The 25,123-nt window shown below is 55.5% G+C and carries 25 protein-coding genes and 1 riboswitch; of the genes, 17 read left to right on the forward strand and 8 right to left on the reverse strand.

All coding sequences use genetic code 11. From position 1 onward, the window contains the following. Window positions 1–58: 58 nt before the first annotated feature. The 5 genes from hutI (at window position 59) to hutH (ending at window position 6,447) form a co-directional block, all read left to right on the forward strand. Window positions 59–1,282, forward strand: coding sequence for an imidazolonepropionase (gene hutI / locus OGV94_RS17380; protein ID WP_213733467.1), 1,224 nt, complete (start codon window positions 59–61; stop codon window positions 1,280–1,282). Then, a complete protein-coding gene (gene hutG, locus OGV94_RS17385) occupies window positions 1,279–2,220 on the forward strand; it encodes a formimidoylglutamase (protein WP_043015662.1) in 942 nt (313 codons plus the stop codon). The genes hutI and hutG overlap by 4 nt, the downstream gene beginning before the upstream one ends. An 87-nt stretch (window positions 2,221–2,307) precedes the next feature. Continuing rightward, window positions 2,308–3,027, forward strand: coding sequence for a histidine utilization repressor (locus OGV94_RS17390; RefSeq protein ID WP_043015663.1), 720 nt, complete (start codon window positions 2,308–2,310; stop codon window positions 3,025–3,027). A 212-nt stretch (window positions 3,028–3,239) separates the two neighbouring features. After that, entirely contained in the window at window positions 3,240–4,925 is a 1,686-nt protein-coding gene (gene hutU, locus OGV94_RS17395) for a urocanate hydratase (RefSeq protein ID WP_075146329.1), read from the forward strand. Between the two features lies 1 nt (window position 4,926). Beyond that, complete coding sequence (hutH, locus tag OGV94_RS17400; protein WP_075144959.1) at window positions 4,927–6,447, forward strand: histidine ammonia-lyase; 1,521 nt, start codon at window positions 4,927–4,929, stop codon at window positions 6,445–6,447. Between the two features lie 95 nt (window positions 6,448–6,542). Here the strand turns inward: hutH and OGV94_RS17405 are convergent, their stop codons facing one another. Next, window positions 6,543–7,019, reverse strand: coding sequence for a kinase inhibitor (locus OGV94_RS17405; RefSeq protein WP_043015665.1), 477 nt, complete (start codon window positions 7,017–7,019; stop codon window positions 6,543–6,545). Between the two features lie 57 nt (window positions 7,020–7,076). Continuing rightward, a complete protein-coding gene (gene bioA / locus OGV94_RS17410) occupies window positions 7,077–8,366 on the reverse strand; it encodes an adenosylmethionine--8-amino-7-oxononanoate transaminase (RefSeq protein WP_126956699.1) in 1,290 nt (429 codons plus the stop codon). A 76-nt stretch (window positions 8,367–8,442) separates the two neighbouring features. Between bioA and bioB the strand changes: the two genes are divergently transcribed. The 4 genes from bioB to bioD are packed head-to-tail and all read left to right on the forward strand — an operon-like array spanning window position 8,443 to window position 12,067. Further along, window positions 8,443–9,483, forward strand: a complete 1,041-nt coding sequence (gene bioB / locus OGV94_RS17415) for a biotin synthase BioB (protein WP_043015667.1) — start codon at window positions 8,443–8,445, stop codon at window positions 9,481–9,483. Beyond that, window positions 9,480–10,637 carry an 8-amino-7-oxononanoate synthase gene (bioF, locus tag OGV94_RS17420; protein ID WP_286523869.1) on the forward strand — a complete coding sequence of 386 codons (1,158 nt, stop codon included), beginning with the start codon at window positions 9,480–9,482 and terminating at the stop codon, window positions 10,635–10,637. Before bioB ends, bioF begins: the two co-directional genes overlap by 4 nt. Then, a complete protein-coding gene (gene bioC / locus OGV94_RS17425) occupies window positions 10,621–11,376 on the forward strand; it encodes a malonyl-ACP O-methyltransferase BioC (RefSeq protein ID WP_047412500.1) in 756 nt (251 codons plus the stop codon). Before bioF ends, bioC begins: the two co-directional genes overlap by 17 nt. Further along, a complete protein-coding gene (gene bioD / locus OGV94_RS17430; protein ID WP_047412497.1) occupies window positions 11,369–12,067 on the forward strand; it encodes a dethiobiotin synthase in 699 nt (232 codons plus the stop codon). Before bioC ends, bioD begins: the two co-directional genes overlap by 8 nt. On the opposite strand, the gene OGV94_RS17435 is transcribed toward bioD, so the two are convergent. Continuing rightward, window positions 12,033–12,755, reverse strand: a complete 723-nt coding sequence (locus OGV94_RS17435) for an ABC transporter ATP-binding protein (protein ID WP_043015671.1) — start codon at window positions 12,753–12,755, stop codon at window positions 12,033–12,035. The genes bioD and OGV94_RS17435 overlap by 35 nt on opposite strands. 769 nt (window positions 12,756–13,524) lie before the next feature. On the opposite strand from OGV94_RS17435, the gene uvrB reads away from it, so the two are divergent. Further along, on the forward strand, window positions 13,525–15,546 hold the full coding sequence (uvrB, locus tag OGV94_RS17440) for an excinuclease ABC subunit UvrB (protein WP_075144956.1): 2,022 nt from the start codon (window positions 13,525–13,527) through the stop codon (window positions 15,544–15,546). Window positions 15,547–15,640: 94 nt separating this feature from the next. Here the strand turns inward: uvrB and yvcK are convergent, their stop codons facing one another. Further along, on the reverse strand, window positions 15,641–16,549 hold the full coding sequence (yvcK, locus tag OGV94_RS17445) for a uridine diphosphate-N-acetylglucosamine-binding protein YvcK (protein WP_043015674.1): 909 nt from the start codon (window positions 16,547–16,549) through the stop codon (window positions 15,641–15,643). A gap of 329 nt (window positions 16,550–16,878) precedes the next feature. Further along, window positions 16,879–17,024: riboswitch (molybdenum cofactor riboswitch) on the forward strand. Between yvcK and moaA the strand changes: the two genes are divergently transcribed. The 6 genes from moaA (at window position 17,012) to OGV94_RS17475 (ending at window position 20,459) form a co-directional block, all read left to right on the forward strand. After that, window positions 17,012–18,001, forward strand: coding sequence for a GTP 3',8-cyclase MoaA (gene moaA, locus OGV94_RS17450; protein ID WP_043015675.1), 990 nt, complete (start codon window positions 17,012–17,014; stop codon window positions 17,999–18,001). It overlaps the preceding riboswitch by 13 nt. A 19-nt stretch (window positions 18,002–18,020) precedes the next feature. Further along, window positions 18,021–18,533, forward strand: a complete 513-nt coding sequence (moaB, locus tag OGV94_RS17455) for a molybdenum cofactor biosynthesis protein B (protein ID WP_043015676.1) — start codon at window positions 18,021–18,023, stop codon at window positions 18,531–18,533. Window positions 18,534–18,535: 2 nt separating this feature from the next. Beyond that, window positions 18,536–19,021, forward strand: coding sequence for a cyclic pyranopterin monophosphate synthase MoaC (moaC, locus tag OGV94_RS17460; protein ID WP_003035188.1), 486 nt, complete (start codon window positions 18,536–18,538; stop codon window positions 19,019–19,021). After that, entirely contained in the window at window positions 19,014–19,259 is a 246-nt protein-coding gene (moaD, locus tag OGV94_RS17465) for a molybdopterin synthase sulfur carrier subunit (protein ID WP_043015677.1), read from the forward strand. The genes moaC and moaD overlap by 8 nt, the downstream gene beginning before the upstream one ends. A gap of 1 nt (window position 19,260) precedes the next feature. After that, the gene (gene moaE, locus OGV94_RS17470) at window positions 19,261–19,713 is read left to right on the forward strand and encodes a molybdopterin synthase catalytic subunit MoaE (RefSeq protein ID WP_043015678.1); all 453 of its coding nucleotides are present in this window, start codon (window positions 19,261–19,263) and stop codon (window positions 19,711–19,713) included. Between the two features lie 41 nt (window positions 19,714–19,754). Then, a complete protein-coding gene (locus OGV94_RS17475; protein ID WP_003831536.1) occupies window positions 19,755–20,459 on the forward strand; it encodes a Bax inhibitor-1/YccA family protein in 705 nt (234 codons plus the stop codon). A 90-nt stretch (window positions 20,460–20,549) separates the two neighbouring features. Here the strand turns inward: OGV94_RS17475 and OGV94_RS17480 are convergent, their stop codons facing one another. Genes OGV94_RS17480 through OGV94_RS17490 form a run of 3 tightly spaced genes read right to left on the reverse strand, consistent with a single transcriptional unit; the run spans window position 20,550 to window position 23,511 of the window. Beyond that, window positions 20,550–21,512 (reverse strand): lysylphosphatidylglycerol synthase domain-containing protein, encoded by a 963-nt coding sequence (locus OGV94_RS17480; protein ID WP_193144679.1) that lies wholly within the window; start codon window positions 21,510–21,512, stop codon window positions 20,550–20,552. Then, window positions 21,512–22,753, reverse strand: coding sequence for a cardiolipin synthase ClsB (clsB, locus tag OGV94_RS17485; protein WP_286523871.1), 1,242 nt, complete (start codon window positions 22,751–22,753; stop codon window positions 21,512–21,514). The genes OGV94_RS17480 and clsB overlap by 1 nt, the downstream gene beginning before the upstream one ends. Continuing rightward, window positions 22,750–23,511, reverse strand: a complete 762-nt coding sequence (locus OGV94_RS17490; protein ID WP_047412486.1) for an endonuclease/exonuclease/phosphatase family protein — start codon at window positions 23,509–23,511, stop codon at window positions 22,750–22,752. Before OGV94_RS17490 ends, clsB begins: the two co-directional genes overlap by 4 nt. A 131-nt stretch (window positions 23,512–23,642) precedes the next feature. Between OGV94_RS17490 and OGV94_RS17495 the strand changes: the two genes are divergently transcribed. Further along, window positions 23,643–24,053 carry a YbhQ family protein gene (locus OGV94_RS17495; protein WP_016152353.1) on the forward strand — a complete coding sequence of 137 codons (411 nt, stop codon included), beginning with the start codon at window positions 23,643–23,645 and terminating at the stop codon, window positions 24,051–24,053. Here the strand turns inward: OGV94_RS17495 and OGV94_RS17500 are convergent. Further along, window positions 24,015–25,121: an ABC transporter permease gene (locus OGV94_RS17500; RefSeq protein WP_008784194.1), complete on the reverse strand. Its 1,107-nt coding sequence runs from the start codon at window positions 25,119–25,121 to the stop codon at window positions 24,015–24,017. The genes OGV94_RS17495 and OGV94_RS17500 overlap by 39 nt on opposite strands. Window positions 25,122–25,123 lie beyond the last annotated feature (2 nt).

A 25,123-nucleotide genomic window follows, 5' to 3' on the forward strand; every position in this document is an offset into this window, starting at 1 on the left:
CAACATCCCTATAATCAAAAATAAATGTCTATACAACCTATGACAAGTGGTGAATCGAATGCAGCAATTCTTCCCTGATGATGTTATCTGGCGCAATGTTCGTCTGGCGACTATGGATCCTGAACGAGGCACCTCGTATGGGCTGGTGGATGGTCATGCGCTGATCGTCCGCCAGGGTAAGATTCGCGATATCGTCCCGGAGTCATCGTTATATCTGACTCATGATAATACCTTTGATATGCAGGGCAGATTGATTACGCCTGGCCTGATTGACTGCCATACGCATCTGGTTTTTGGCGGAAACCGCGCAGGTGAATGGGAGCAACGGCTAAACGGTGTCTCCTACCAGCAGATAAGCGCCGAGGGCGGGGGGATTAATGCCACCGTGTCGGCGACCCGCAGCGCCACGGATGAACAACTCTTACACGTAGCCCATCAGCGGATGGAACAGTTGATCGAAGAAGGCGTTACGCTGCTGGAAATAAAATCGGGTTACGGCCTGGATTTACAGACAGAAGAGAAAATATTGCGCGTGGTGGCGGCGCTGGCGGCAGAGAATATCGTTGAAATCAGCCCGACGCTGTTGGCTGCGCATGCGACTCCAGCGGAATACCGTGATGACCCTGACGGCTATATTACGCTGGTTTGCGAGACCATTTTGCCGCAGTTGTGGGAACAAGGGCTTTTCGAGACCGTCGACCTGTTCTGTGAAAGCGTTGGTTTTTCGTTGGCGCAGAGTGAGCGGGTGTTTCAGGCTGCGCAGGCGCTGGGCATCCCGATTAAAGGTCATGTTGAACAACTGTCATTGCTTGGTGGTGCGCAATTGGTAAGCCGCTACCACGGGCTATCCGCCGATCATATTGAATACCTCGATGAAGCGGGCGTGGCGGCGATGAGCCAAAGCGGTACGGTCGGCGTGCTGCTGCCCGGCGCGTTCTATTTCCTCAAAGAGCAGCAGCGCCCACCGGTAGCGTTGCTGCGTCAATATCAGGTACCGATGGCGGTAGCGACAGATTTTAACCCCGGTACCAGTCCGTTTATTAGCCTGCACTGGGCGATGAATATGGCCTGTGTTCAGTTTGGCCTAACGCCGGAAGAAGCATGGGCGGGCGTAACCCGTCATGCGGCCCGGGCACTGGGGCGTCATGCCACTCACGGTCAATTGAAGGCCGGGTTTGTGGCCGATTTTGTGGTGTGGGACGCAACTCTCCCGGTCGAGATCTTGTATGAACCCGGACGCAACCCGCTCTACCAACGCGTATTCAAAGGACAAATAGCATGACTAACTGGCAACCTGCTTCACCTGCGCTGTGGCAGGGACGTGATGACCGCGCCGAATCGCCGAATGCGCTGCGCCTGTTTCAGACTATCACCTTGAGCCCGACGTTTAGCCCGGAAATGTATCGCGAGCAGATAGCGTTGCTCGGGTTTGCCTGCGACGAAGGCGTGAAACGTAATCAGGGGCGCACGGGAGCCGCCGGTGCGCCCGATGTGCTGCGCAAGGCGCTGGCAAATTTAGCCAGCCATGATGGGCATCATCGGCTGGTGGATCTGGGAAATATTGTGGCGCAGGCTCCCGATCTTGAGGGCGCGCAGCAGGCGTTACGCAATGCGGTACAGCGCTGTCAGCAGGAGAACATGCGTACCTTCGTTCTGGGTGGAGGACACGAAACCGCCTTTGCGCACGGCGCTGGCGTACTGGATGCGTTCCCGCAGGCGAAAGTGGGGATAGTCAACTTCGATGCGCATCTCGATTTGCGCCATGCCGGGCAGGCCACGTCCGGTACGCCGTTTCGCCAACTGGCGCAACTGTGCGACGAACAGCAGCGTGAATTTCACTATGCCTGTATCGGCGTCAGCCGGGCGGCAAATACCCAGGCGCTATGGGATGAAGCCCAGCGACTCGGTGTGACCGTAGTGGAGGATCTGCATTGTGATACGGCGCAGGCTCAGCTGGCGCAGTTTGCCGCCAACCTGGATGTCGTCTATCTGACTATCGACCTCGACGTGATGCCAGTATGGGAAATGCCCGGCGTGTCGGCCCCCGCCGCGCTTGGCGTACCGTTGGCGACGCTGCTGAGACTGATTGAGCCCCTGTGCCGTAGCGGTAAACTACAGGCGGTGGATATGGTTGAATTTAATCCACGCTTTGACGATGATGGCAGGGCGGCGCGGGTTGCGGCGCGATTAGGCTGGCAAATCGCGCACTGGTGGCACTGACATACCTGATGGCGTTGCGCTTATCAGGTTCGGGTAATGCCTGTAAACTGTACCCACTCACATTCTCAGCTTAAGGAAGGCTCACGCATGCTCCCATCCCGTTCTGCTCCGGCTCCTTTTTACGAAAAGGTCAAACAGGAGATCAGCGAAAAAATTGCCAGTGGTATCTGGCAACCTCACGATCGCATTCCGTCTGAGGCTGAGCTGGTGGCGCAGTATGGTTTCAGCCGCATGACCATCAACCGTGCGCTGCGTGAGTTAACGGATGAAGGTCTACTGGTGCGTTTACAGGGCGTGGGGACGTTTGTCGCCGAACCAAAAGGCCAGTCCGCGCTGTTTGAAATCCGCAGCATCGCGGATGAAATCAACGCCCGTCAGCATCAGCACCGGTGCGAAGTGCTGACGCTGGAAAGAACCCAGGCAAACGCGCAGCAGGCTTTGGTGTTAAACGTCAAAGAAGGCACCTCCATTTTTCACTCTGTCATGGTGCACTTCGAGAACGATTTGCCGGTGCAGATTGAGGATCGCTGCGTGAATGCCGAAATTGTGCCGGAGTATCTGGCGCAGGATTACAGCCAGACCACGCCGCACGCTTACCTGTCGCTGATAGCCCCTTTAACGGAAGGTGAACATATTGTTGAAGCGGTGCGTGCCAGCGCCGAAGAATGTGTACTGCTGAATATCAAAGAACACGATCCCTGCCTGCTAATCCGTCGTAAAACCTGGTCTGCGTCATCCATTGTATCTCATGCCCGTTTGCTGTTCCCGGGTTCCCGCTATCGTCTGCAAGGGCGCTTCATGTCCTGAAAATCGTGATTGCTGCCGCAGTATGGCAAAAATGTAGCTCAGTTGTTAACTGCGATCTTGCGTTTAATTGTATAGACAAGTATATACTTTTAGCTAATGTGACCGTTAATCGTAGGCCTGATAAGACGCGTTAGCGTCGCCATCAGGCGCTGTGCCGGATGGCGGCGTACACGCCTGATCCGGCCTACATTCAGCCTGAGGAGTTTTCTGTCATGTCCCATAGCAAATATCGTCAGCAGGATATTCGTGCCCCACGTGGCACCACCTTAACGGCCAAAAGCTGGCTGACCGAAGCGCCATTGCGCATGTTAATGAACAATCTCGATCCCGACGTGGCGGAAAATCCCCATGAGTTGGTGGTTTACGGCGGGATCGGTCGTGCGGCGCGGGACTGGGAGTGCTATGACGCCATCGTCAACGCGCTGACCAAACTGGAGACCGATGAGACCCTGCTGGTCCAGTCCGGTAAACCGGTTGGCGTGTTCAAAACTCATGACAATGCGCCGCGCGTGCTGATTGCTAACTCCAACCTGGTGCCGCATTGGGCTACCTGGGAACACTTCAACGAACTGGACGCCAAAGGGCTGGCGATGTACGGCCAGATGACCGCCGGTAGTTGGATCTACATCGGCAGCCAGGGCATAGTGCAGGGGACTTATGAAACCTTCGTTGAGGCCGGGCGTCAGCATTATCAGGGGAATCTGAGCGGACGCTGGGTACTGACCGCCGGACTGGGCGGTATGGGCGGGGCGCAGCCGTTAGCCGCTACGCTGGCAGGCGCTTGTTCGCTGAACATTGAATGCCAGCAAAGCCGAATCGATTTCCGTCTGCGTACCCGCTACGTGGACGAGCAGGCGACATCGCTTGACGACGCGCTGGCGCGTATCGACAAGTATACCCGTGAGGGTAAAGCGGTCTCTATTGCACTGTGCGCTAACGCCGCCGACGTTGTACCGGAAATGGTGAAACGCGGTGTGCGCCCGGATATGGTCACCGACCAGACCAGCGCCCACGATCCGCTGCATGGTTATCTGCCGTCCGGCTGGAGCTGGGAAGAATACCAGGCGAAAGCGGTGTCCGATCCTCAGGGCACGGTACAGGCTGCGAAACGTTCAATGGCAACGCACGTCGAGGCGATGCTGGCTTTCAGCAAAATGGGCGTGCCGACGTTTGATTACGGCAACAACATTCGCCAGATGGCCAAAGAGATGGGCGTGGAAAACGCCTTTGATTTCCCCGGCTTCGTACCTGCTTATATTCGTCCCCTGTTCTGTCGCGGCATAGGGCCATTCCGTTGGGTGGCGCTGTCCGGCGATCCGCAGGATATTTATAAGACAGATGCCAAAGTGAAAGAGATCGTGGCTGATGATAAGCATCTTCATCACTGGCTGGATATGGCGCGTGAGCGGATTAACTTCCAGGGCTTACCGGCGCGTATCTGCTGGGTCGGCCTGGAGTGGCGTCAGAAACTGGGGCTGGCGTTTAATGAAATGGTGCGCAGTGGTGAAGTATCTGCGCCGATTGTTATTGGTCGCGATCATCTGGACTCCGGCTCTGTTGCCAGCCCGAACCGCGAAACCGAAGCTATGCGCGACGGGTCAGACGCCGTATCCGACTGGCCGCTGCTGAACGCGCTGCTTAACACCGCCAGCGGCGCGACCTGGGTATCGCTGCATCATGGCGGCGGGGTCGGCATGGGCTTCTCCCAGCATGCCGGGATGGTCATTGTTTGCGATGGCACCGATGAAGCAGCCGCGCGTATCGCCCGGGTATTGCATAACGATCCGGCCACTGGAGTAATGCGTCACGCTGACGCCGGGTATGATATTGCGGTTGAGTGCGCCGTCGAAGAAGGGCTGAATTTGCCGATGGTTGCTGCGACGCAGGAGAAACGCTGATATGAACGCCATGACACTCACGCCGGGCCATCTGAGTTTTACCCAGCTACGCGACATCTGGCAGCAGCCGGTTAAACTGAGCCTGGATGCCGGAGCGATTGATGCTATCAACGCCAGCGTCGCCTGCGTCAATAATATTGTCGCTGAAGGCCGTACGGCATATGGCATTAATACCGGCTTTGGCCTGCTGGCCCAAACCCGTATCGCCACGGAAGATTTACAGAATTTACAGCGTTCGCTGGTGCTTTCCCATGCGGCAGGCGTTGGCGAGGCGCTGGACGACGCGATGGTTCGCCTGATTATGGTGCTGAAAATCAACAGCCTGGCGCGTGGTTTTTCCGGCATTCGCTTGAGCGTGATTGAGGCGCTGATTGCGCTGGTAAATGCTGAGGTGTATCCGCTGATCCCGGCGAAAGGATCGGTGGGCGCTTCAGGCGATTTGGCCCCGCTGGCGCATATGTCTCTGACGTTGCTGGGTGAAGGTAAAGCGCGCTGGCAGGGGGAATGGCTCCCGGCGACCGAAGCGCTGAAAAAGGCCGGGCTGGAGCCGATAACGCTGGAAGCGAAAGAAGGGCTGGCACTGCTCAACGGAACTCAGGCGTCCACCGCCTTTGCCCTGCGCGGGTTAATTGAAGCTCAGGAGCTGTTCGCGTCTGCGACGGTGTGCGGAGCGTTAACCACCGAAGCTGTGCTCGGTTCCCGCCGCCCGTTTGATGCCCGCATTCATGCGGCGCGAGGACAGCGTGGGCAGATTGATGCCGCTGCACTTTATCGCCATGTGTTGACCGACACCAGCGCGCTTTCCCAGTCGCATCATAACTGTGAAAAAGTGCAGGATCCGTATTCTCTGCGCTGTCAGCCGCAGGTGATGGGGGCGTGTCTGACGCAAATGCGCCAGGTTCTGGATGTCCTGCTGGTGGAAGCTAACGCGGTTTCCGACAACCCGCTGGTGTTTGCCGAAGAGGGCGATGTGATTTCAGGCGGCAACTTCCATGCCGAACCGGTGGCGATGGCGGCAGATAACCTGGCGCTGGCGATTGCGGAAATCGGCGCGTTATCAGAGCGGCGCATTGCGCTGATGATGGACAAACATATGTCGCAGTTGCCGCCGTTTCTGGTGAAAAACGGTGGGGTTAACTCCGGCTTTATGATTGCTCAGGTAACCGCCGCCGCGCTGGCGAGCGAGAACAAAGCGCTGGCGCATCCGCACAGCGTGGACAGCTTGCCGACCTCCGCCAACCAGGAAGATCACGTATCTATGGCGCCTGCGGCGGGTCGCAGATTGTGGGAGATGGCGGCGAATACGCGCGGCGTGATTGCCGTGGAGTGGCTGGCGGCGTGCCAGGGGATCGACCTGCGCGAAGGGTTAACCTCAAGTCCGCTGCTGGAGCAGGCGCGTCAGGCATTACGTGAACAAGTTGCCCACTATACCCAGGACCGCTTTTTCGCCCCGGATATTGAGTGCGCGACCGAACTGTTAGCGCAAGGAGCGTTGCTGAAATTGCTGCCTGAATTTCTGTAGAAAATTGCCTGATGGCGACGCTGACGCATCTTATCAGGCCTACTGTCTGCTTTGTAGGCCGGATGAGGCGAAGCCGACATCCGGCACAACAAAGCTTAGCTAAACATCGCCGTAATCGAGGCGCTGGCGAGCGAATGGAAGTGAACGTTAAATCCGACCATCGCGCCGCTGGCGTCTTCATCGACATCAATACGCTCCACATCCAGCGCGTGAACCGTGAAGATATAGCGATGGGTTTCCCCCTTCGGCGGGGCTGCTCCACCATAACCGGCTTTACCAAAATCCGTACGGGTCTGAATCACGCCATCCGGCACTGCAACCAGCCCGGAGCCGAATCCTTGCGTCAGTACGCGGGTATCAGCCGGCAGATTTACCACCACCCAATGCCACCAGCCGGAGCCAGTTGGCGCATCAGGATCAAAGCAGGTCACGACAAAGCTTTTGGTTCCTGCGGGCACGTCATCCCACGCCAGATGTGGGGAAATATTATCCCCGTCATACCCCATGCCGTTAAAGACGTGGCGATGTCCAAGCTTATCGCCATCGCGCAGATCGTTACTGATTAGTTTCATGCTGACTCCTCTCGTTAGCCAAAAAGTGTAGCCAGAAACCGTGGAGCTTACCGCTGATTAATCGCTAAAAAATGTTGCACTGCGCACAGCCTCGTTCACGGCCAGGGTCAGGCGACGCAACTGATCGGGCTTGATAATGTACGGCGGCATCAGATAAATCAGTTTACCAAATGGTCGTACCCAGACGCCCTGTTCGACAAAGAACTTCTGTAACGCCGCCATATTCACCGGATGGGTGGTTTCGATGACGCCGATGGCGCCGAGTACGCGTACGTCCGCTACCCAACTGGAATCCGCCGCCGGGGCAAGTTCTGCCCGCAGCTGCGCTTCAATGGCCGCGACCTGCGAGCGCCACTCGCCGGTTTCGAGTAATGACAGGCTGGCGGAGGCGACGGCGCAGGCCAGCGGATTGCCCATAAAGGTTGGGCCGTGCATGAAGCAGCCCGCTTCGCCGTTGCTGATGGTTTCTGCGACCTGACGCGTGGTCAGGGTTGCTGAAAGAGTCATTGTCCCACCGGTTAACGCTTTACCCAGGCACAAAATGTCCGGAGTGATGTCGGCGTGCTCGCAGGCAAACAGCTTACCTGTACGGCCAAATCCGGTGGCGATTTCATCGGCAATCAGCAGGATCCCTTCACGGTCGCACATTTTACGGATGCGCTTTAACCATTCGGGATGATACATCCGCATACCGCCAGCGCCCTGTACGATTGGCTCAAGGATCACCGCCGCAATCTCGTGGCGATGCGCGGCCATCAGGCGGGCAAAAGGCACCATATCCAGTTCGTCCCACTCGCCGCCCATGCGGCTTTGCGGGGCGGGTGCAAACAGGTTTTCCGGCAGATATCCCTTCCACAGACTGTGCATCGAGTTGTCGGGATCGCAGACCGACATTGCGCCGAAGGTATCGCCATGGTAGCCGTTACGAAACGTCAGGAAACGCTGACGGGATTCGCCTTTAGCCTGCCAGTATTGCAGCGCCATTTTCATTGCGACTTCTACGGCGACCGACCCTGAATCCGCGAGAAAAACACACTCCAGCGCCTCTGGCGTCATCGCCACCAACTGACGGCACAGCGCAATGGCCGGGGCATGGGTAATGCCGCCAAACATCACATGCGACATGGCATCAATCTGCGTTTTCATCGCGGCGTTCAGCTGTGGGTGATTGTAACCGTGGATAGCCGCCCACCAGGACGACATGCCGTCAATCAGCTTCTCACCGCTGGCTAAAATCAATTCACAGCCTTCGGCACGCGCCACCGGATAAACCGGCAGCGGGGAGGTCATGGAGGTGTAAGGGTGCCAGATATGGCGTTGGTCAAACGCAAGATCGTCCGTTGTCATAATCGACTTGTAAACCAAATTAAAAAGATTTAGGTTTACGAGTCTACACCAAACTAACAACGAAACGTATACCAATATGGCTCATTCTTCTCGCTGGACAATGTCGCAAGTCACCGAATTATTTCAAAAACCGCTGCTGGATCTGCTATTTGAAGCGCAGCAGGTTCATCGCCAGCACTTCGATCCGCAGCAGGTTCAGGTCAGTACGCTGCTGTCGATTAAGACCGGCGCTTGCCCGGAGGACTGCAAATACTGCCCGCAAAGTTCCCGCTATAAAACCGGTCTGGAAACGGAGCGTTTGATGGAGGTTGAACAGGTACTGGACTCGGCGCGTAAGGCGAAACAGGCCGGTTCAACGCGGTTTTGCATGGGCGCGGCGTGGAAGAACCCTCACGAACGCGATATGCCTTACCTGGAACAGATGGTTCAGGGCGTGAAAGCGTTGGGGCTGGAAGCCTGTATGACGCTGGGCACGCTGGACGAAACTCAGGCCCAGCGCCTGGCCAATGCGGGTCTGGACTACTACAACCACAACCTCGACACCTCGCCGGAATTCTACGGCAATATTATCACCACTCGTTCGTACCAGGAGCGCCTGGATACGCTGGATAAAGTGCGTGAGGCGGGCATTAAAGTCTGTTCCGGCGGAATTGTGGGGCTGGGGGAAACGGTGACCGATCGCGCGGGTTTACTGCTGCAATTAGCTAATCTGCCGACGCCGCCGGAAAGCGTGCCGATCAATATGCTGGTAAAAGTGAAGGGCACGCCGCTCGCCGATAATGACGACGTAGATGCCTTTGATTTCATTCGTACTATTGCCGTGGCGCGCATCATGATGCCGACCTCGTACGTGCGTCTTTCTGCCGGGCGCGAGCAAATGAACGAACAAACCCAGGCAATGTGCTTTATGGCCGGGGCCAACTCGATTTTCTACGGCTGCAAACTGCTTACTACACCCAATCCGAACGAAGACAAAGATTTACTGTTGTTTCGCAAGCTGGGCCTTAATCCGCAGCAAACGGCGGTACTGGCGGGCGATAACGAACAGCAGCAACGCCTGGAGCAGGCGCTGCGTACTCCGGATACTGACGATTACTACAACGCGGCAACCGTATGACCTGGCAGCAAAAAATAGACGATGCGCTAACGGCGCGTCGTCGTGCTGATGCGTGGCGTCAGCGCTATGCGGTGACGCAGGGCGCCGGTCGCTGGCTGCAGGCTGATGGTCGCCAGTATCTGAATTTCTCCAGCAACGACTACCTTGGCTTGAGCCACCATCCGCAGATTATCTGCGCGTGGCAGCAGGGTGCTGAGCGTTTTGGCGTCGGTAGCGGCGGCTCGGGCCATGTCAGCGGTTATTCCGTTGCTCATCAGGCACTGGAAGAAGAGCTGGCGCAGTGGCTCGGCTACTCCCGGGCGCTGCTGTTTATCTCCGGTTATGCCGCTAATCAGGCGGTCATTGCCGCATTGATGGGAAAAGAGGATCGGATTGTTGCAGACCGGCTCAGCCATGCTTCGCTGCTGGAAGCTGCCAGCCTTAGCCCCGCCGTGTTACGTCGCTTTACCCATAACGACTCGCAACATCTGGAGCGTCTGCTGACTACTCCCTGTCCGGGGCAGCAGCTCGTGGTGACTGAAGGCGTGTTCAGCATGGACGGCGACAGCGCGCCGCTGGCTGAAATTCACGCGGTGGCGAAACGGCATAACGCGTGGCTGCTGGTGGATGACGCACACGGGATCGGCGTGTGCGGCGAGGAAGGGCGCGGCTCCTGCTCTCGACAGCAGGTAAAACCTGAGCTGTTAGTGGTGACGTTTGGCAAAGGGTTTGGCGTTAGCGGCGCAGCAATCCTGTGTTCCGATAGCGTAGCCGATTATCTGCTGCAGTTTGCCCGGCATCTGATCTACAGCACCAGTATGCCCCCGGCACAGGCTCAGGCCTTGCGCGCCGCGCTGGCGGTGATCCGCAGCCGCGAAGGCGATGAGCGCAGAGAAAAGCTGGCGATGCTGATCCAGCGTTTTCGTGCTGGGATTAATACGCCGGACTTAACGCTGGCGCATTCAGACAGCGCTATTCAGCCGCTGATCGTTGGCGATAACCATAAGGCCTTGCAACTGGCACAGACGTTACGGCAACAGGGATGCTGGGTGACGGCGATTCGTCCACCGACGGTGCCGGCGGGTACGGCCAGGCTGCGGCTTACGCTGACTCAGGCGCATGAAGCCCAGGATATCGACAGCTTACTGGAGGTGCTGCATGGCGCAGATCAATAAGCAGGCGATTGCCGCGGCGTTTGGTCGTGCGGCCACGCACTATGAGCAACACGCTGAGCTTCAGCGTCAGAGCGCCGATGCGTTACTGGCGCGACTCGATGGTCGGGTGTTCTCTCAGGTACTGGATGCGGGCTGTGGGCCAGGACGTATGAGTCGTTACTGGCGGGAGCAGGGGAGCGAGGTCTGCGCGCTGGATCTGTCGGCGCAAATGCTGACGCAAGCGCAGCGTCATGATGTCGCCCACCGCTATCTGCTGGCGGATATCGAAGCCATTCCGCAGGCCGCCGGTACTTTCGACCTGGCCTGGAGCAATCTGGCCGTACAGTGGTGCAGCGACTTTCGAGGCGCATTAAGCGAGCTTTACCGTGTGGTGCGCCCTTGCGGGGTGGTGGCGTTTAGTACTCTGGCGCAGGGTTCAATGCCGGAGCTTCGTCAGGCCTGGCAGGCGGTTGACGATCGGGAGCATGCCAACCGTTTTTTGCCCGTGGAACAACTGGAAAACGCGCTGCATGGCTGGGATGCGGAATACCAGTCTCATGCCGTCACGCTGTGGTTTGATGATGCGCTGAGCGCCATGCGCTCGCTAAAAGGCATCGGCGCGACGCATTTGCATGATGGACGCGAGCAGCGCGTGCTTACCCGTTCGCAGTTGCGTCAGCTACAGCTAGCCTGGCCCTGTCAGCAGGGGAAATATCCGCTGACTTATCAACTATTTTTGGGAGTGATTCAACGTGACTAACACCTATTTTGTCACCGGGACGGATACCGAGGTGGGTAAAACTATCGCCAGCTGTGCGCTGCTTCAGGCGGCGGGACAGCTGGGGTTACGAACCGTTGGTTATAAACCCGTGGCGTCAGGCAGTGAAATGACGACTGAAGGTCTGCGTAATAGCGATGCCCTGGCATTACAGCGCAACAGCGTTGTGCCGGTAGATTATGCGGCTATCAACCCCTATACCTTCGCAGAACCTACCTCACCGCATATCATCAGCGCTGACGAAGGCCGCCCGATTCAGGCCTCAGTGATGTCTGCAGGTTTACGCGCGCTGGAAGAGCAGGCTGAGTGGGTGCTGGTGGAGGGCGCTGGCGGGTGGTTTACGCCGCTTTCGCCAACGCTGAGTTTTGCTGACTGGGTAACAGCAGAGCAACTGCCGGTGATTCTGGTGGTTGGCGTTAAGCTCGGGTGCATCAACCACGCTATGCTGACCGCCCAGGCGGTGCAGCAGGCCGGACTGAAGCTTGCCGGATGGGTTGCCAATGATGTGACGCCACCCGGCAAGCGTCATGCTGAATATATGGCAACGCTCAGACGTGTACTTGCGGCTCCAATGCTGGGGGAAATTCCCTGGCTGGCAGAAGAGCCGGAGCAGGCATCGACAGGGCGTTATATCGATCTTAGCGTTTTATCTCTGGCGTCCCCCAGTCATTGATTAACGGGTCGCCGAACGGTGTTATTTCCCCCTGAGCCACGTTGCGCCCCCGGTGTAACAAGCAGTAGCAGTCGGCGACCCGACGAATAAACGGCAGGCTCTGCTCCGCGAGCATAATGGCGATGCCAAGCTCCTGGCTTAGCCTCACAATCAGGTTTCCCAACTTGTGGATATACGCCTGGCCACTGCCTCGCGTGGGCTCATCGAGGATCAGCAGGCGAGGGCGTGTGACCAGCGCGCTGGCGAGCGCAAGCTGGTGCTGATTATCCTCTGATAATGCCGCTCCTTTGGCCTGACGTAGTACAAACAGCTGTGGAAACAGGCGGTAAATATCGCTGCTGTTCATCGTTTCGCTTTCTTCAACAGCCTGGCGGGCAATATGCAGATTTTCCTCGACCGTCAGTTGCGAAAAAATCCGTCTTTCTTGTGAAACGGAGTTAATACCCAGCGCAATACGATTTGCCGCCGGGATCGGACTCAGGTCGCGTGGCGGCGCGCCTGCCTGATGCCAGAACATGGTGCCGCTTTCGATCGGTAGGTTGCCGATGATGCAATTGGCCAGCGTAGTCTTTCCCATCCCCGGAAGCCCCAGCACGCCGGTACATTTGCCGGGCAGCAGGTCGAGATCCACATCCCACAATGAGTGCTGATTGCCGTAATAGTGATTCACTGCGCGAAGACTCAACATAGATTTCTCCATCATGATGTTATCCGGCACACGGACAGGTCGTCGGAAGAAAACTGCAATTCTCTTGCCAGAAGAGGGCTTCGGGACAAAAACAATGGGATAACATGCTAAGTGGGTCGAAATATCTGGTTTGTCAGAAGGAGAGCGCTGTTTTGTGCACATTACCAGTGCCTGGCGGTGCCGTGATGGTGCAGGCAGGAAAATGATGAAAATGCGAGCAAGATCCCGGCCATTCCAGGCCGCTTCGTTAGCTGATAAATATCAAAAAATAGCGATAATTTTTTTTTATGCCACCGGAAAAGGGAGTAAGGGCGTTTTTGCCAGGCTACAGTCCATACGGGCTGGAGGCAGTTATCCACTATTCCTGTGGATAACCTTGTGTATTAGAGTTAGAAAACACAATGTAAGCGAGAGAAGACGCGGCCTGCGACTAAATTGGTGCGAAAGACGGCTCGGGATAATAGTCATTAAATTACAGGATGTTAGATAAAATCAATGGCTGTCGCAGAAGTGTCATGCGTTGCCACAAAACTTTCATCGAGTGGCTTGACAAATGTTAAAAAAGTCATTGCTTTGGGGATAACGCATTTTTACTGGTGTTTTATCTCGCCTGAGGCCAAATTTTAGCCGCCCGTCACGGCCGTTCTGATGGCGTATCAGAAATATTATGGCGCGTTACTGTTTTTTCATCCAGTATATTTTACTGGCAAAATATACCACTGCGAGTAAAATTACACACCTGCCCGCCCATTGCTTCAGGTAGCTGCTCATGAGTAAACCGTTCAAACTAAATTCCGCTTTTAAACCCTCTGGCGATCAGCCTGAGGCAATTCGTCGTCTGGAAGAAGGGCTGGAGGATGGTCTGGCGCATCAGACGCTGCTGGGGGTGACAGGGTCGGGGAAGACATTCACCATCGCTAACGTGATTGCGGACTTGCAGCGTCCTACCATGGTGCTGGCGCCCAATAAGACGCTTGCCGCGCAGCTGTATGGAGAGATGAAAGAATTCTTCCCGGATAACGCGGTTGAGTATTTCGTCTCCTACTACGACTATTATCAGCCGGAAGCCTACGTGCCAAGTTCTGACACCTTCATCGAGAAGGATGCCTCGGTCAACGAACACATTGAGCAGATGCGTCTGTCGGCGACCAAAGCGCTACTGGAACGTCGTGACGTCGTTGTTGTGGCGTCGGTTTCCGCTATCTATGGTCTGGGTGACCCGGATCTGTATCTGAAAATGATGCTGCATCTGACGGTGGGGATGATTATCGACCAGCGCGCGATCCTGCGCCGCCTGGCGGAACTGCAGTATACCCGCAACGATCAGGCATTCCAGCGCGGAACCTTCCGCGTGCGCGGTGAAGTGATCGACATTTTCCCGGCAGAATCCGACGACATCGCGCTGCGTGTGGAACTGTTTGATGAAGAGGTCGAACGTTTATCGCTGTTTGACCCGTTAACCGGGCAGGTCGAATCCACTATTTCGCGCTACACCATTTATCCTAAAACGCACTATGTGACGCCGCGTGAACGTATCGTGCAGGCGATGGAAGAAATCAAAGTTGAACTGGCAGAGCGGCGTAAAATTCTGCTGGCAAATAACAAACTGCTCGAAGAGCAGCGGCTCAGCCAGCGTACGCAGTTCGATCTGGAAATGATGAACGAGCTGGGTTACTGCTCGGGGATTGAAAACTATTCCCGCTATCTCTCCGGGCGTGGCCCCGGCGAGCCGCCGCCGACGCTGTTTGATTACCTGCCTGCCGATGGCCTGCTGGTGGTGGACGAATCCCACGTCACTATTCCGCAAATTGGCGGCATGTACCGCGGTGACCGGGCGCGTAAAGAGACCCTGGTCGAGTACGGTTTCCGTCTGCCGTCGGCGCTGGATAACCGTCCGCTTAAATTTGAAGAGTTCGAGGCGTTGGCACCGCAGACTATCTACGTCTCAGCGACACCGGGCAACTATGAGCTGGAGAAATCCGGTGATGAAGTGGTCGATCAGGTCGTACGACCGACCGGCCTGCTGGATCCGGTTATTGAGGTGCGTCCGGTGGCGACGCAGGTCGACGATCTGCTGTCTGAGATCCGCATTCGTGCGGCGATTAACGAACGTGTGCTGGTCACCACGCTCACCAAACGGATGGCGGAGGATCTCACCGAGTACCTCGAAGAGCACGGTGAACGGGTGCGTTATTTGCACTCTGACATCGATACCGTGGAACGTATGGAAATCATTCGTGACCTGCGTCTGGGTGAGTTTGACGTGCTGGTGGGTATCAACCTGTTACGTGAGGGTCTGGACATGCCTGAGGTCTCACTGGTGGCGATTCTGGACGCAGACAAAGAAGGGTTCCTGCGTTCTGAACGTTCGCTTATCCAGACCATCGGTCGTGCGGCGCGTAATATCAACGGTAAGGCGATTCTCTACGGCGATAAAATTACCGCCTCAATGGCCAAAGCGATTGGTGAAACCGAACGTCGTCGTGAGAAACAGCAACTCTACAACGAAGAACACGGTATTACGCCGCAGGGCCTGAACAAGAAAGTGGTCGATATTCTGGCGTTGGGTCAGAATATCGCGAAGACCAAAGCGAAAGGCAAAGGGAAGTCACGCGCAGGCGCGAAGTCTGAAGTTGTCGAGCTGGATATGACGCCAAAAGCGCTGCAGCAGAAGATTCACGAGCTGGAAGGGCAGATGATGCAGCACGCGCAGAATCTCGAATTTGAAGAGGCAGCGACGATCCGCGACCAGTTGCATCAACTGCGCGAGTTGTTTATTGCGGCATCCTAAGAGGGGGACCGGATGTGGGGTAAACCCCTTATCCGGCCTACAGGATAGATCGCGTTTGTTGGCCTGATAAGCGCAGCGCATCAGGCAAATACGTTCAACCTAACGCCTGTACCGCTTTCTCCAGCGCGTTGTGCAATAGCTGGCGGTCATGGCGGTAGGGAATATCGCTGGCTTCCAGCACCTCCTGAATAACCACGCGGTCGGAAACGGTGGATACATCTACTTTCGGGCCCACAACCACCGCATCAATCACTTTTCTGCCAACATACTGTTCAATGATTGCCAGCTTATCGTTAAGTGTCAGGCCGGCTGCTGGCAGGCTTAACTCGCGGCCCAGATTGCCGATGTACACCATCGGAGCGGGAGTGCGACGTAATGCCTGCGCCAGTTCGTCGAGCAGCAGGAGCGGCATCAGGCTGGTGTAAAAACTGCCGGGACCTATCAGAATCAAATCCGCTTCGGCGATAGCTTCTACCGCCTCCCGCGTGGTGGGAACTTTTGGCGACAGCATCAGTTCCTGAGGTGGGATGGTAAGCTGATCGATATTCACTTCGCCATAAACTTCATGCCCCTGATCGTCGATAGCCATCAGATCTACCGGCAGCTCCGACATCGGAATTAAATGCGCGTCAACTTTCAGCAGACTACGAATTAAATTAATAGCCTCCAGAGGCCGCACGCTGAGGTGATCGAGCGCCTTTAACATCAGGTTTCCGAGGTTATGCCCAGAAAGTTCGCCATTACCGCCAAAACGATACTCAAACATGGCGGATGCAACGCTGGGTTGAGTGATTAACTGGTTCAGACAGTTACGCATGTCTCCCCAGGCAATCCCGCCTTCAGAGCGGCGAATACGACCTGTCGACCCGCCGTTATCGGTCGTGGTGACGATACCCGTCAGGCGCGAACCTAAAGGGGAAAGAGAGGAGAGAACGCGTCCCAGTCCATGCCCTCCGCCGAGAGCGACAACGCGGTCCAGATCTGCCAGCGTGCGAGTGCGCATAAATTTTCCTGATATCAATTAATCGGCGCTACAGTAACGTAAATAGCGTGTTTTCAGCAATTATCCAGTCGACATCTGCCGTAATTTTTTTCTGCCATCTACTCCTTTCTGACGAGATCCACCTGACGGCAAGATGATGTATATCAATGCAAAACTGTGGTTTTTGCTTATTCTGTAGCGAAATTGCACGATCATGTCGTTATGTATGTATTTATATAGCGAAAGTGTACATGGCAAAAACGTCATTTACACGCTAGTATCGGCATAACCACTAAGTACTCTAAATAATTTGAGTTGCCGAAAGCCAACGCATCTGCAACACGAAGTATGACGAGTATAAACACTCTAGCCTCTGCACCTGGGTCAAATGATACGGTGCTTTGGCCGTGACAATACTTGAAAAAGTTTGTCACCAGGGCGCAGGAAGAAATGACTACGTCTCCCGTATTTGGAAAGGTGTACATGGGCTCTCAACTTACCGATGCTTTCGCACGTAAGTTTTACTACTTACGTTTGTCGATTACCGATGTGTGTAACTTTCGTTGCACCTACTGCCTGCCGGATGGCTATAAGCCCGGTGGGGTCACCAATAACGGCTTTCTGACCGTTGATGAAATTCGCCGCGTTACGCGCGCATTCGCCAGCCTGGGAACGGAAAAAGTGCGTCTGACGGGGGGCGAACCGTCTCTTCGTCGCGACTTCACTGACATTATCGCCGCCGTGCGCGAAAACGACGCCATCCGTCAGATTGCGGTAACCACCAATGGTTATCGTCTGGCGCGCGATGCTGCTGCCTGGCGCGATGCCGGACTGACCGCGCTTAACGTCAGCGTCGACAGCCTCGATGCCCGCCAGTTTCACGCCATTACCGGGCAGGACAAATTTCAGCAGGTGATGGCGGGCATTGACGCCGCCTTTGAAGCCGGTTTTGAAAAAGTGAAAGTCAACACCGTGCTGATGCGCGACGTGAATCATCATCAACTGGACACCTTCCTGGCGTGGGTTCAGCCCCGTCCTATCCAACTGCGCTTTATTGAACTGATGGAAACGGGCGAGGGCAGTTCTCTCTTCCGTAAACACCATATTTCAGGCCAGGTACTGCGCGATGAGCTGCTGCGTCGCGGCTGGATCCACCAGATTCGACAGCGCAGCGACGGCCCGGCTCAGGTTTTCTGTCATCCTGACTATGCCGGCGAAATTGGTCTGATCATGCCTTATGAGAAAGACTTCTGCGCCACCTGCAACCGTCTGCGCGTTTCATCTGTCGGCAAGCTTCATCTGTGTTTATTCGGTGAAGGCGGCGTAAGCCTGCGAGATTTGCTGGAAAACGACGCTCAGCAGCCAGCGCTGGAAGAACGCATTTCAGCCGCGCTGCTGGAGAAAAAGCAGACCCATTTCCTGCATCAGAACAATACCGGTATTACGCAAAACTTATCTTACATTGGCGGCTGATCGCTAAAAGGAGTTTTTCATGAGTCAGGTAAGCGCTGAATTTATCCCGACACGCATTGCTATTCTTACCGTTTCAAGCCGTCGCGGCGAAGAGGATGATACCTCCGGCCATTATCTGCGTGACTCGGCGCAAGAAGCGGGTCATCAGATTGTCGACAAGGCGATTGTCAAAGAGAACCGCTACGCCATCCGTGCCCAGGTTTCTGCCTGGATTGCCAGTGACGATGTACAGGTGGTGCTTATTACCGGCGGCACCGGGTTAACCGAAGGGGACCAGGCGCCAGAAGCGCTGCAGCCGCTGTTCGACAGAGAAGTCGAAGGGTTTGGTGAAGTATTCCGTATGCTGTCGTTTGAAGAGATTGGCACCGCGACGCTGCAATCCCGGGCGATTGCCGGAGTAGCCAATAAAACGCTGATTTTCGCCATGCCGGGGTCGACGAAAGCGTGTCGTACCGCCTGGGAAAATATCATTGCGCCGCAGCTCGATGCCCGTACGCGTCCGTGTAATTTCCACCCACATTTGAAGAAATAAGTATGTCGCAACTGACTCATATTAACGCCGCTGGCGAAGCGCATATGGTGGATGTCTCCGCCAAGGCGGAAACCGTACGCGAGGCGCGTGCAGAAGCATTCGTGACCATGCGTAGCGAAACGCTGGCGATGATTATCGACGGCAGCCACCATAAGGGCGACGTTTTTGCCACGGCGCGTATTGCCGGTATCCAGGCTGCCAAACGCACCTGGGATCTTATCCCGTTGTGTCATCCGCTGATGCTGAGCAAGGTTGAAGTCAATCTGCACGCTGAACCGGAACATAACCGCGTACGTATTGAAACGCTGTGTCGCTTGACCGGTAAAACCGGCGTTGAAATGGAAGCGTTAACGGCGGCCTCCGTAGCGGCGTTGACCATCTACGATATGTGCAAAGCGGTGCAAAAGGATATGGTGATTGGGCCGGTGCGTCTGCTGGCAAAAAGCGGCGGAAAATCGGGCGATTTTAAGGTGGATGCGCATGATTAAGGTTCTTTTCTTTGCTCAGGTACGGGAACTGGTGAACACGGATGCGTTAGAGGTTGCTGCCGGGTTTGCAACGGTAGAAGCCCTGCGCCAGCATCTGGCAGCGCAAAGCGATCGCTGGGCGCTGGCCCTGGAAGACGGTAAGCTGCTGGCGGCGGTAAACCAGACGCTGGTCAGTTTTGACCATCCCCTTAACGCGGGTGACGAAGTGGCTTTCTTCCCGCCGGTAACCGGAGGCTAAGATGGCTGAAACGCGAATTGTTGTTGGCCCTGCGCCGTTCAGCGTCGGGGATGAGTATCCCTGGCTGGCCGAGCGTGATGAAGACGGCGCGGTCGTCACTTTCACCGGTAAAGTACGCAATCACAATCTCGGTGATAGCGTGCGGGCGTTAACGCTGGAACACTATCCGGGAATGACTGAAAAAGCACTGGCGGAGATTGTCGACGAGGCGCGTTCGCGCTGGCCGCTGGGTCGGGTGACGGTAATTCATCGCATTGGCGAACTGTGGCCGGGTGACGAAATCGTTTTTGTTGGCGTGACCAGTGCGCATCGCAGCAGCGCGTTTGATGCCGGGCAGTTCATTATGGATTACCTGAAAACTCGCGCGCCGTTCTGGAAGCGCGAGGCTACGCCGGAAGGTGAGCGCTGGGTTGATGCCCGCGACAGTGATAAGCTAGCAGCAAAACGCTGGTAGAGTACAATTGTTGTAGGCTCATACTGATTCAGGAGATTGTCATGGACCGATTCCCACGATCCGATTCTATTGTACAGGCCCGTTCCGGCCTGCAAACGTATATGGCGCAGGTGTACGGCTGGATGACCTGCGGACTGTTGCTGACGGCGTTTATCGCCTGGTATGCGGCAAATACGCCCGCGGTGATGATGTTTGTCTTCTCCAGCAAAATCACCTTCTTTGGCCTGATCATCGCTCAACTGGCGCTGGTGTTTGTCCTGTCCGGCATGGTGCAAAGGCTCAGCGCAGGTATGGCGACAACGCTGTTTATGCTCTATTCGGCATTAACCGGTTTGACGCTATCAAGCATTTTTATCGTCTATACCTACTCGTCTATCGCCAGCACCTTCGTGGTCACCGGCGGGATGTTCGGGATCATGAGTCTGTATGGCTACACCACCAAACGCGATTTGAGCGGCTTCGGCAATATGCTGTTCATGGCGCTGATCGGTATTGTGCTGGCCTCGCTGGTTAACTTCTGGCTCAAGAGCGAAGCGCTGATGTGGGCGGTAACCTATATCGGGGTGATTGTGTTTGTTGGCCTGACCGCCTATGACACGCAGAAGTTGAAAAATATCGGTGAGCAGATCGACCTGCGCGACAGCTCCAATCTGCGTAAATACGCGATTCTTGGAGCCCTAACGCTGTATCTGGACTTCATCAACCTGTTCCTGATGCTGCTGCGTATTTTTGGCAATCGTCGTTAATCGTCTGTTGCCGGATGGCGCTGCGCTTATCCGGCCTACAGTTGTGTATCGAAAGTAGGCCGGATAAGGCGTTAAGCCGCATCCGGCAAATCATTTCGCCATCGCCTTCTCGTTTTTTACCCGCAGCTTTTTCGCCCGACTCTCCAGCAGCAAATAACACACCAGCGCCAGCAGTAGCGGAATAAAATAGTACAGCACGCGATACGCGAGCAGTGCGGCAATGATCGTGCCCTGAGACGTGTCCTCTCCTGCCAGCAGCGCCATAAACACCGCCTCCAGCACGCCAATTCCCGCCGGAATATGTACGATAACGCCGGCAATACTGCTCACCAGTAGCACGCCCAGCACGAAGAAATAGTTAATATTCTGACCCAGCAACAACCAGATAATCGCCCCCATTACCATCCAGTTAGCCCCGGATATCGCCATTTGTGCGAGGGCAAATTTCCAGGAGGGTAGCACCAGTTTTTGGCCCTTGATGGTGATGTGGCGATGTTTAGCGAAGGCGCAAAACCACAGATAAACGCCAATTATCAACAGCAGCGCAATGCCTAAGATACGCAGCGTACCTTCATCGATATACCAGTGCGCGGGCAGTTCGACGACGCCGAAAGTAAAAATAAAACCGCCCAGCAGAATATAGCCCAGCCAGTTGGTGGTAATGCTCAGTGAAAAAATTCGGGTAATTGTGCTCCCCGGCAACCCGAGACGCGAGTAGAGCCGATAGCGCATCCCAATACCGCCCACCCAGGTGCTTAACGTCAGGTTGAAGGCGTAACAGATAAACGACACCAGCATGACCTGGCGTTTTGCCAGCTTGTGCCCACAGTAGTAGCGCCCGAGCAGGTCATAACAGCCGTAAAGTAAATAACTGACGATCACCAGCCCCACGGCACTGAGCAGGGCAATCCGATTATAATCGCGGATTACCGTCCATACTTCCTGCCAGTTGACCTTGCTGGCATAAACGACCAGCAATACGATCACCGCAATAAAAAAAAGCCATGTGAGGATCTTTTTCGCTAACCGCCAGCGTCGGTGGTTTTTTGTCATCAGGTTTTCCCTCCTGCATCCTCAGTTTGTATACGGTCCTGGGTTTCCAGAGCGGGCTGTGCGGGCGGCTCTACCTCGGCCAGAAGCGGGGTATGCGCCGGCAGCCAGCCGACCAGCGCCGGGAAGTGGCGTAAGAAGTGGAAGGCCAGCACGCTCTTGGTCAGGTTCCACCAGGTGCGTTTTGGCAGCATAGATTCGTCAACCCGCTTGCAGTCCTTGGCAATAATGGGATTCAGGTTGTCACGCAGAGTCTGGTTAAATGTGCGGTCATGAATAATCAGATTTGCTTCCAGATTCAGCGACAGGCTCAGCGGATCGAGATTGCTGGAGCCCACCGTCGCCCAGTGATCGTCCATCAGCGCTACTTTGCCATGCAGAGGTTTACGACGGTATTCATAGACATGGACGCCGCCCTTGACCAGATAGTTATACAACAGGCGGGCGCCCACTTTTACAATCGGCATGTCCGGTTCGCCCTGCACGATGAGTTTTACCCGAACGCCGCGCCGCGCTGCTTTACGCAGGGCATGCAGCAGGCGATATCCGGGAAAGAAATAGGCATTGGCGATAATCACTTCCCGCCGGGCCTGGGTCAGCATTTTCAGATAATGGCGTTCAATATCATCGCGATGCTCTTCGTTATCGCGCCAGACAAACAGCGCCTGCGCTTCGCCGGGACGATGATTGTCGATTGCCCGGTGATGACGTCGCCACCAGCGGCGTACGGCGCTTTGCCCGGGCAGGTTTTCCAGCACGAATGTCAGGATGTCGGCCACGACTGGACCTTCAACACGCACGGCGTAATCCTGCTTGGCCTCAGGGCCGTAATCAGACATATGTTCAGCGGAGTAATTGATGCCGCCGACAAAGGCAACACGATCATCAATGACCACAATTTTGCGATGCATACGGCGAAAGAGATTGGTGCGCATTCCAAACAAACGTGGACGCGGATCGTAGTAGCGGAAAACAACGCCGGCTACGGTGAGCTCTTCGACAAAACTGTCGCTAAGATCCGGCGAGCCGTAGCCATCCAGCAGCACCTCTGCTTTGATTCCTCGCTGGGCGGCCCCGAGTAGCGCGGCATGCAGCTGTTTTCCGACCGCATCCTCAAACCAGATAAAGGTTTCGAGGATAATTTTTTGCTGCGCCTGCTCAATGGCCTCAAAGACGGCGGGATAAAATTGATCGCCGTTTTCCAGCAGTTGTATTTGATTGCCTTCACGCCAGCCATATTTCATAAATGAATCTCCGCACTCAGGGGGGCATGATCGGACAAATGTCGCCAGTGGCGCAGCGCCAGCGTCGTTGGAGTACTGGCATTGGCGTTTTTCACATAGATCCTGTCCAGACGCAGCAGGGGAAACTGCACCGGAAAGGTTCGCGCCGGGCGACCGTGGGCGCGGGTAAAAATCTCATCAAGGCCGGCCCTGGCTTTCAACGGGCGATTGGCCGTTTGCCGCCAGTCATTAAAATCTCCGGCGATCACCACGGGCTCCGTGTCGGGCAGGGCGTTGACCCAGTCTGCCAGCATAGCGAGCTGGGCCTGGCGGTGAGCTTCACGCAAACCGAGATGCACGCACATCACATGGATGGGGTGGGAGAGCATTGGCGGTACGATTCGGCAGTAAAGGACCCCGCGCTTTTCACTCGCGCCGACGGAAACATCACGATTTTCATAATGCTCAATGGGATACCGCGACAGCACCGCATTACCGTGATGTCCCTGCGGGTATACGGCGTTACGCCCGTAGGCGAAGTCGCTCCACATCGTGTCCGCCAGAAATTCGTAGTGGCTGGTATCCGGCCAGTTCTCAATATGCAACGAATGAGCTTCGTGCGCGCCCATGACTTCCTGCAGACACACAATGTCTGCACCAACCGTTCTGACAGCCTCCCGTAGCTCAGGTAAAATAAAACGCCGGTTGAAGGCGGTGAACCCTTTGTGAGTATTAATGGTGAGCACATTGAATGAAAATTGAACTCCCGATCCGCTCATGAGCCTCCCGATGGCGTCACTTCCTAAATAAAATAGTGTAGTCGTCGTCACAAAAAGATGCGGTGTTGCGGAATTTTCCGTAAAGTCCGGTACTCTGAACAATTAGTCGAAAATCCTTCAGGAGAATAGCCATGAGGTGGCAACAACGTGTTCGTGTCGCAACGGGTCTAAGTTGCTGGCAGATAGTGTTGCATTTACTGGTAGTGGCGTTGCTGGTAATGGGCTGGATGAGCGGCACGCTGGTGCGCGTCGGCCTGGGATTATGCGTCGTTTACGGCGTAACGGTTTTATTAATGCTGGCCTTGCAACGTCACCATGAACAGCGCTGGCGCGACGTCGCTGACGTGCTGGAAGAGCTGACTACCACGTGGTATTTCGGTGCCGCAATGATCGTACTGTGGCTGCTGTCGCGTGTGTTGCAAAATAACGTCTTGCTGGCACTGGCGGGGCTGGTGATCCTTGCCGGACCCGCCGTGGTCTCGCTGCTGGCGAAAGACAAAAAGCTACATCACCTTGCGTCTAAACATCGCATACGCCGCTGAGCCGGTCGTGGCCGCTATCACTAATAGCGGCCACAAACTTCCCCAGACAATCTGCAGACTCGCATCCTTCAGGTAAATTTGTTTGGTGATGTCCGTAAAATGACGGATTGGGTTTATCCACGTCAGATTCTGCAACCAGACCGGCATGTTTTCGACCGGTGAAACATAGCCCGAGAGTAAAATCGCTGGCATCATAAACACAAACACCCCGATAAATGCCTGCTGCTGGGTGGCGCACAGCGATGAAATCAGCAGACCAAAGCCGACCAGCGACAGCCCGTAAATTACCATCGTGAAATAGAACAACCCCAGTGAACCGGCAAATGGGATGTGATAAGCCCAGATGCCGATCGCCAGCACAATGGTGGCCTGAAAAGTTGCCACAATTAACGCAGGCACCGCTTTGCCGATGAAAATCTGCCAGGTGGTAAGCGGGGAAACCAGCAGTTGATCCAGCGTGCCTTGCTCGCGCTCGCGGGCAACCGAGAGCGAGGTGACGATCATTACGCCGATAGTGGTGATCATGGCGATCAGCGACGGAACCACAAACCATTTATAATCCAGATTCGGGTTATACCAGTTACGCACTACCAGCTCGCTGTTATTCGGCTTCGGCTTGCCGTCCATCAGCTCCTGCTGATACTCCTTAACGATTTGCTGCAGGTAATTCGCGGCAATTTGCGCGCTGTTGGAGTTACGTCCGTCGAGGATAATCTGCATGGGAGCCTGCTGGAAGGTATCCAGATTACGCGAAAAGTTAGCCGGGAAACGCACCAACAGCAGGGCTTTTTGCGTGTCGATGGTGGGCTGGATCTCCTGCGGACTTTTCAGCAGCAGAACATGCGTAAAGGCGCTGGCGCGGGCGAAGCGCTGGGTGAGCTCCACCGAATGTTTACCGTTATCTTCGTTATAGATAGCGATAGTCGCGTTGGTGACTTCCAGCGTTGCCGCGAACGGGAACAGGATAACCTGAATCAGCACCGGTAAAATCAGAATGGCTCGCGTCTGCGGTTCGCGTAACAGCGATTGCAGCTCTTTGCGAATTAATGTCCATAATCGATGAAACATGC

The sequence above is a fragment of the Citrobacter sp. Ce006 genome (genome assembly GCF_030336535.1).
Lineage (GTDB): Bacteria > Pseudomonadota > Gammaproteobacteria > Enterobacterales > Enterobacteriaceae > Citrobacter > Citrobacter europaeus.

Coding starts and splice junctions, on each gene's coding strand:
- OGV94_RS17390 (WP_043015663.1), top strand. CDS start 2,308: ATGCTCCCATCCCGTTCTGCTCCGGCTCCTTTTTACGAAAAGGTCAAA.
- bioC (WP_047412500.1), top strand. CDS start 10,621: ATGGCGCAGATCAATAAGCAGGCGATTGCCGCGGCGTTTGGTCGTGCG.
- bioF (WP_286523869.1), top strand. CDS start 9,480: ATGACCTGGCAGCAAAAAATAGACGATGCGCTAACGGCGCGTCGTCGT.
- OGV94_RS17495 (WP_016152353.1), top strand. CDS start 23,643: ATGAGGTGGCAACAACGTGTTCGTGTCGCAACGGGTCTAAGTTGCTGG.
- OGV94_RS17475 (WP_003831536.1), top strand. CDS start 19,755: ATGGACCGATTCCCACGATCCGATTCTATTGTACAGGCCCGTTCCGGC.
- yvcK (WP_043015674.1), bottom strand. CDS start 16,549: ATGCGCACTCGCACGCTGGCAGATCTGGACCGCGTTGTCGCTCTCGGC.
- hutI (WP_213733467.1), top strand. CDS start 59: ATGCAGCAATTCTTCCCTGATGATGTTATCTGGCGCAATGTTCGTCTG.
- OGV94_RS17405 (WP_043015665.1), bottom strand. CDS start 7,019: ATGAAACTAATCAGTAACGATCTGCGCGATGGCGATAAGCTTGGACAT.
- OGV94_RS17435 (WP_043015671.1), bottom strand. CDS start 12,755: ATGTTGAGTCTTCGCGCAGTGAATCACTATTACGGCAATCAGCACTCA.
- bioA (WP_126956699.1), bottom strand. CDS start 8,366: ATGACAACGGACGATCTTGCGTTTGACCAACGCCATATCTGGCACCCT.
- hutH (WP_075144959.1), top strand. CDS start 4,927: ATGAACGCCATGACACTCACGCCGGGCCATCTGAGTTTTACCCAGCTA.
- moaA (WP_043015675.1), top strand. CDS start 17,012: ATGGGCTCTCAACTTACCGATGCTTTCGCACGTAAGTTTTACTACTTA.
- bioB (WP_043015667.1), top strand. CDS start 8,443: ATGGCTCATTCTTCTCGCTGGACAATGTCGCAAGTCACCGAATTATTT.
- OGV94_RS17480 (WP_193144679.1), bottom strand. CDS start 21,512: ATGACAAAAAACCACCGACGCTGGCGGTTAGCGAAAAAGATCCTCACA.
- OGV94_RS17490 (WP_047412486.1), bottom strand. CDS start 23,511: ATGAGCGGATCGGGAGTTCAATTTTCATTCAATGTGCTCACCATTAAT.
- moaD (WP_043015677.1), top strand. CDS start 19,014: ATGATTAAGGTTCTTTTCTTTGCTCAGGTACGGGAACTGGTGAACACG.
- clsB (WP_286523871.1), bottom strand. CDS start 22,753: ATGAAATATGGCTGGCGTGAAGGCAATCAAATACAACTGCTGGAAAAC.
- moaE (WP_043015678.1), top strand. CDS start 19,261: ATGGCTGAAACGCGAATTGTTGTTGGCCCTGCGCCGTTCAGCGTCGGG.
- uvrB (WP_075144956.1), top strand. CDS start 13,525: ATGAGTAAACCGTTCAAACTAAATTCCGCTTTTAAACCCTCTGGCGAT.
- moaB (WP_043015676.1), top strand. CDS start 18,021: ATGAGTCAGGTAAGCGCTGAATTTATCCCGACACGCATTGCTATTCTT.
- OGV94_RS17500 (WP_008784194.1), bottom strand. CDS start 25,121: ATGTTTCATCGATTATGGACATTAATTCGCAAAGAGCTGCAATCGCTG.
- hutG (WP_043015662.1), top strand. CDS start 1,279: ATGACTAACTGGCAACCTGCTTCACCTGCGCTGTGGCAGGGACGTGAT.
- hutU (WP_075146329.1), top strand. CDS start 3,240: ATGTCCCATAGCAAATATCGTCAGCAGGATATTCGTGCCCCACGTGGC.
- moaC (WP_003035188.1), top strand. CDS start 18,536: ATGTCGCAACTGACTCATATTAACGCCGCTGGCGAAGCGCATATGGTG.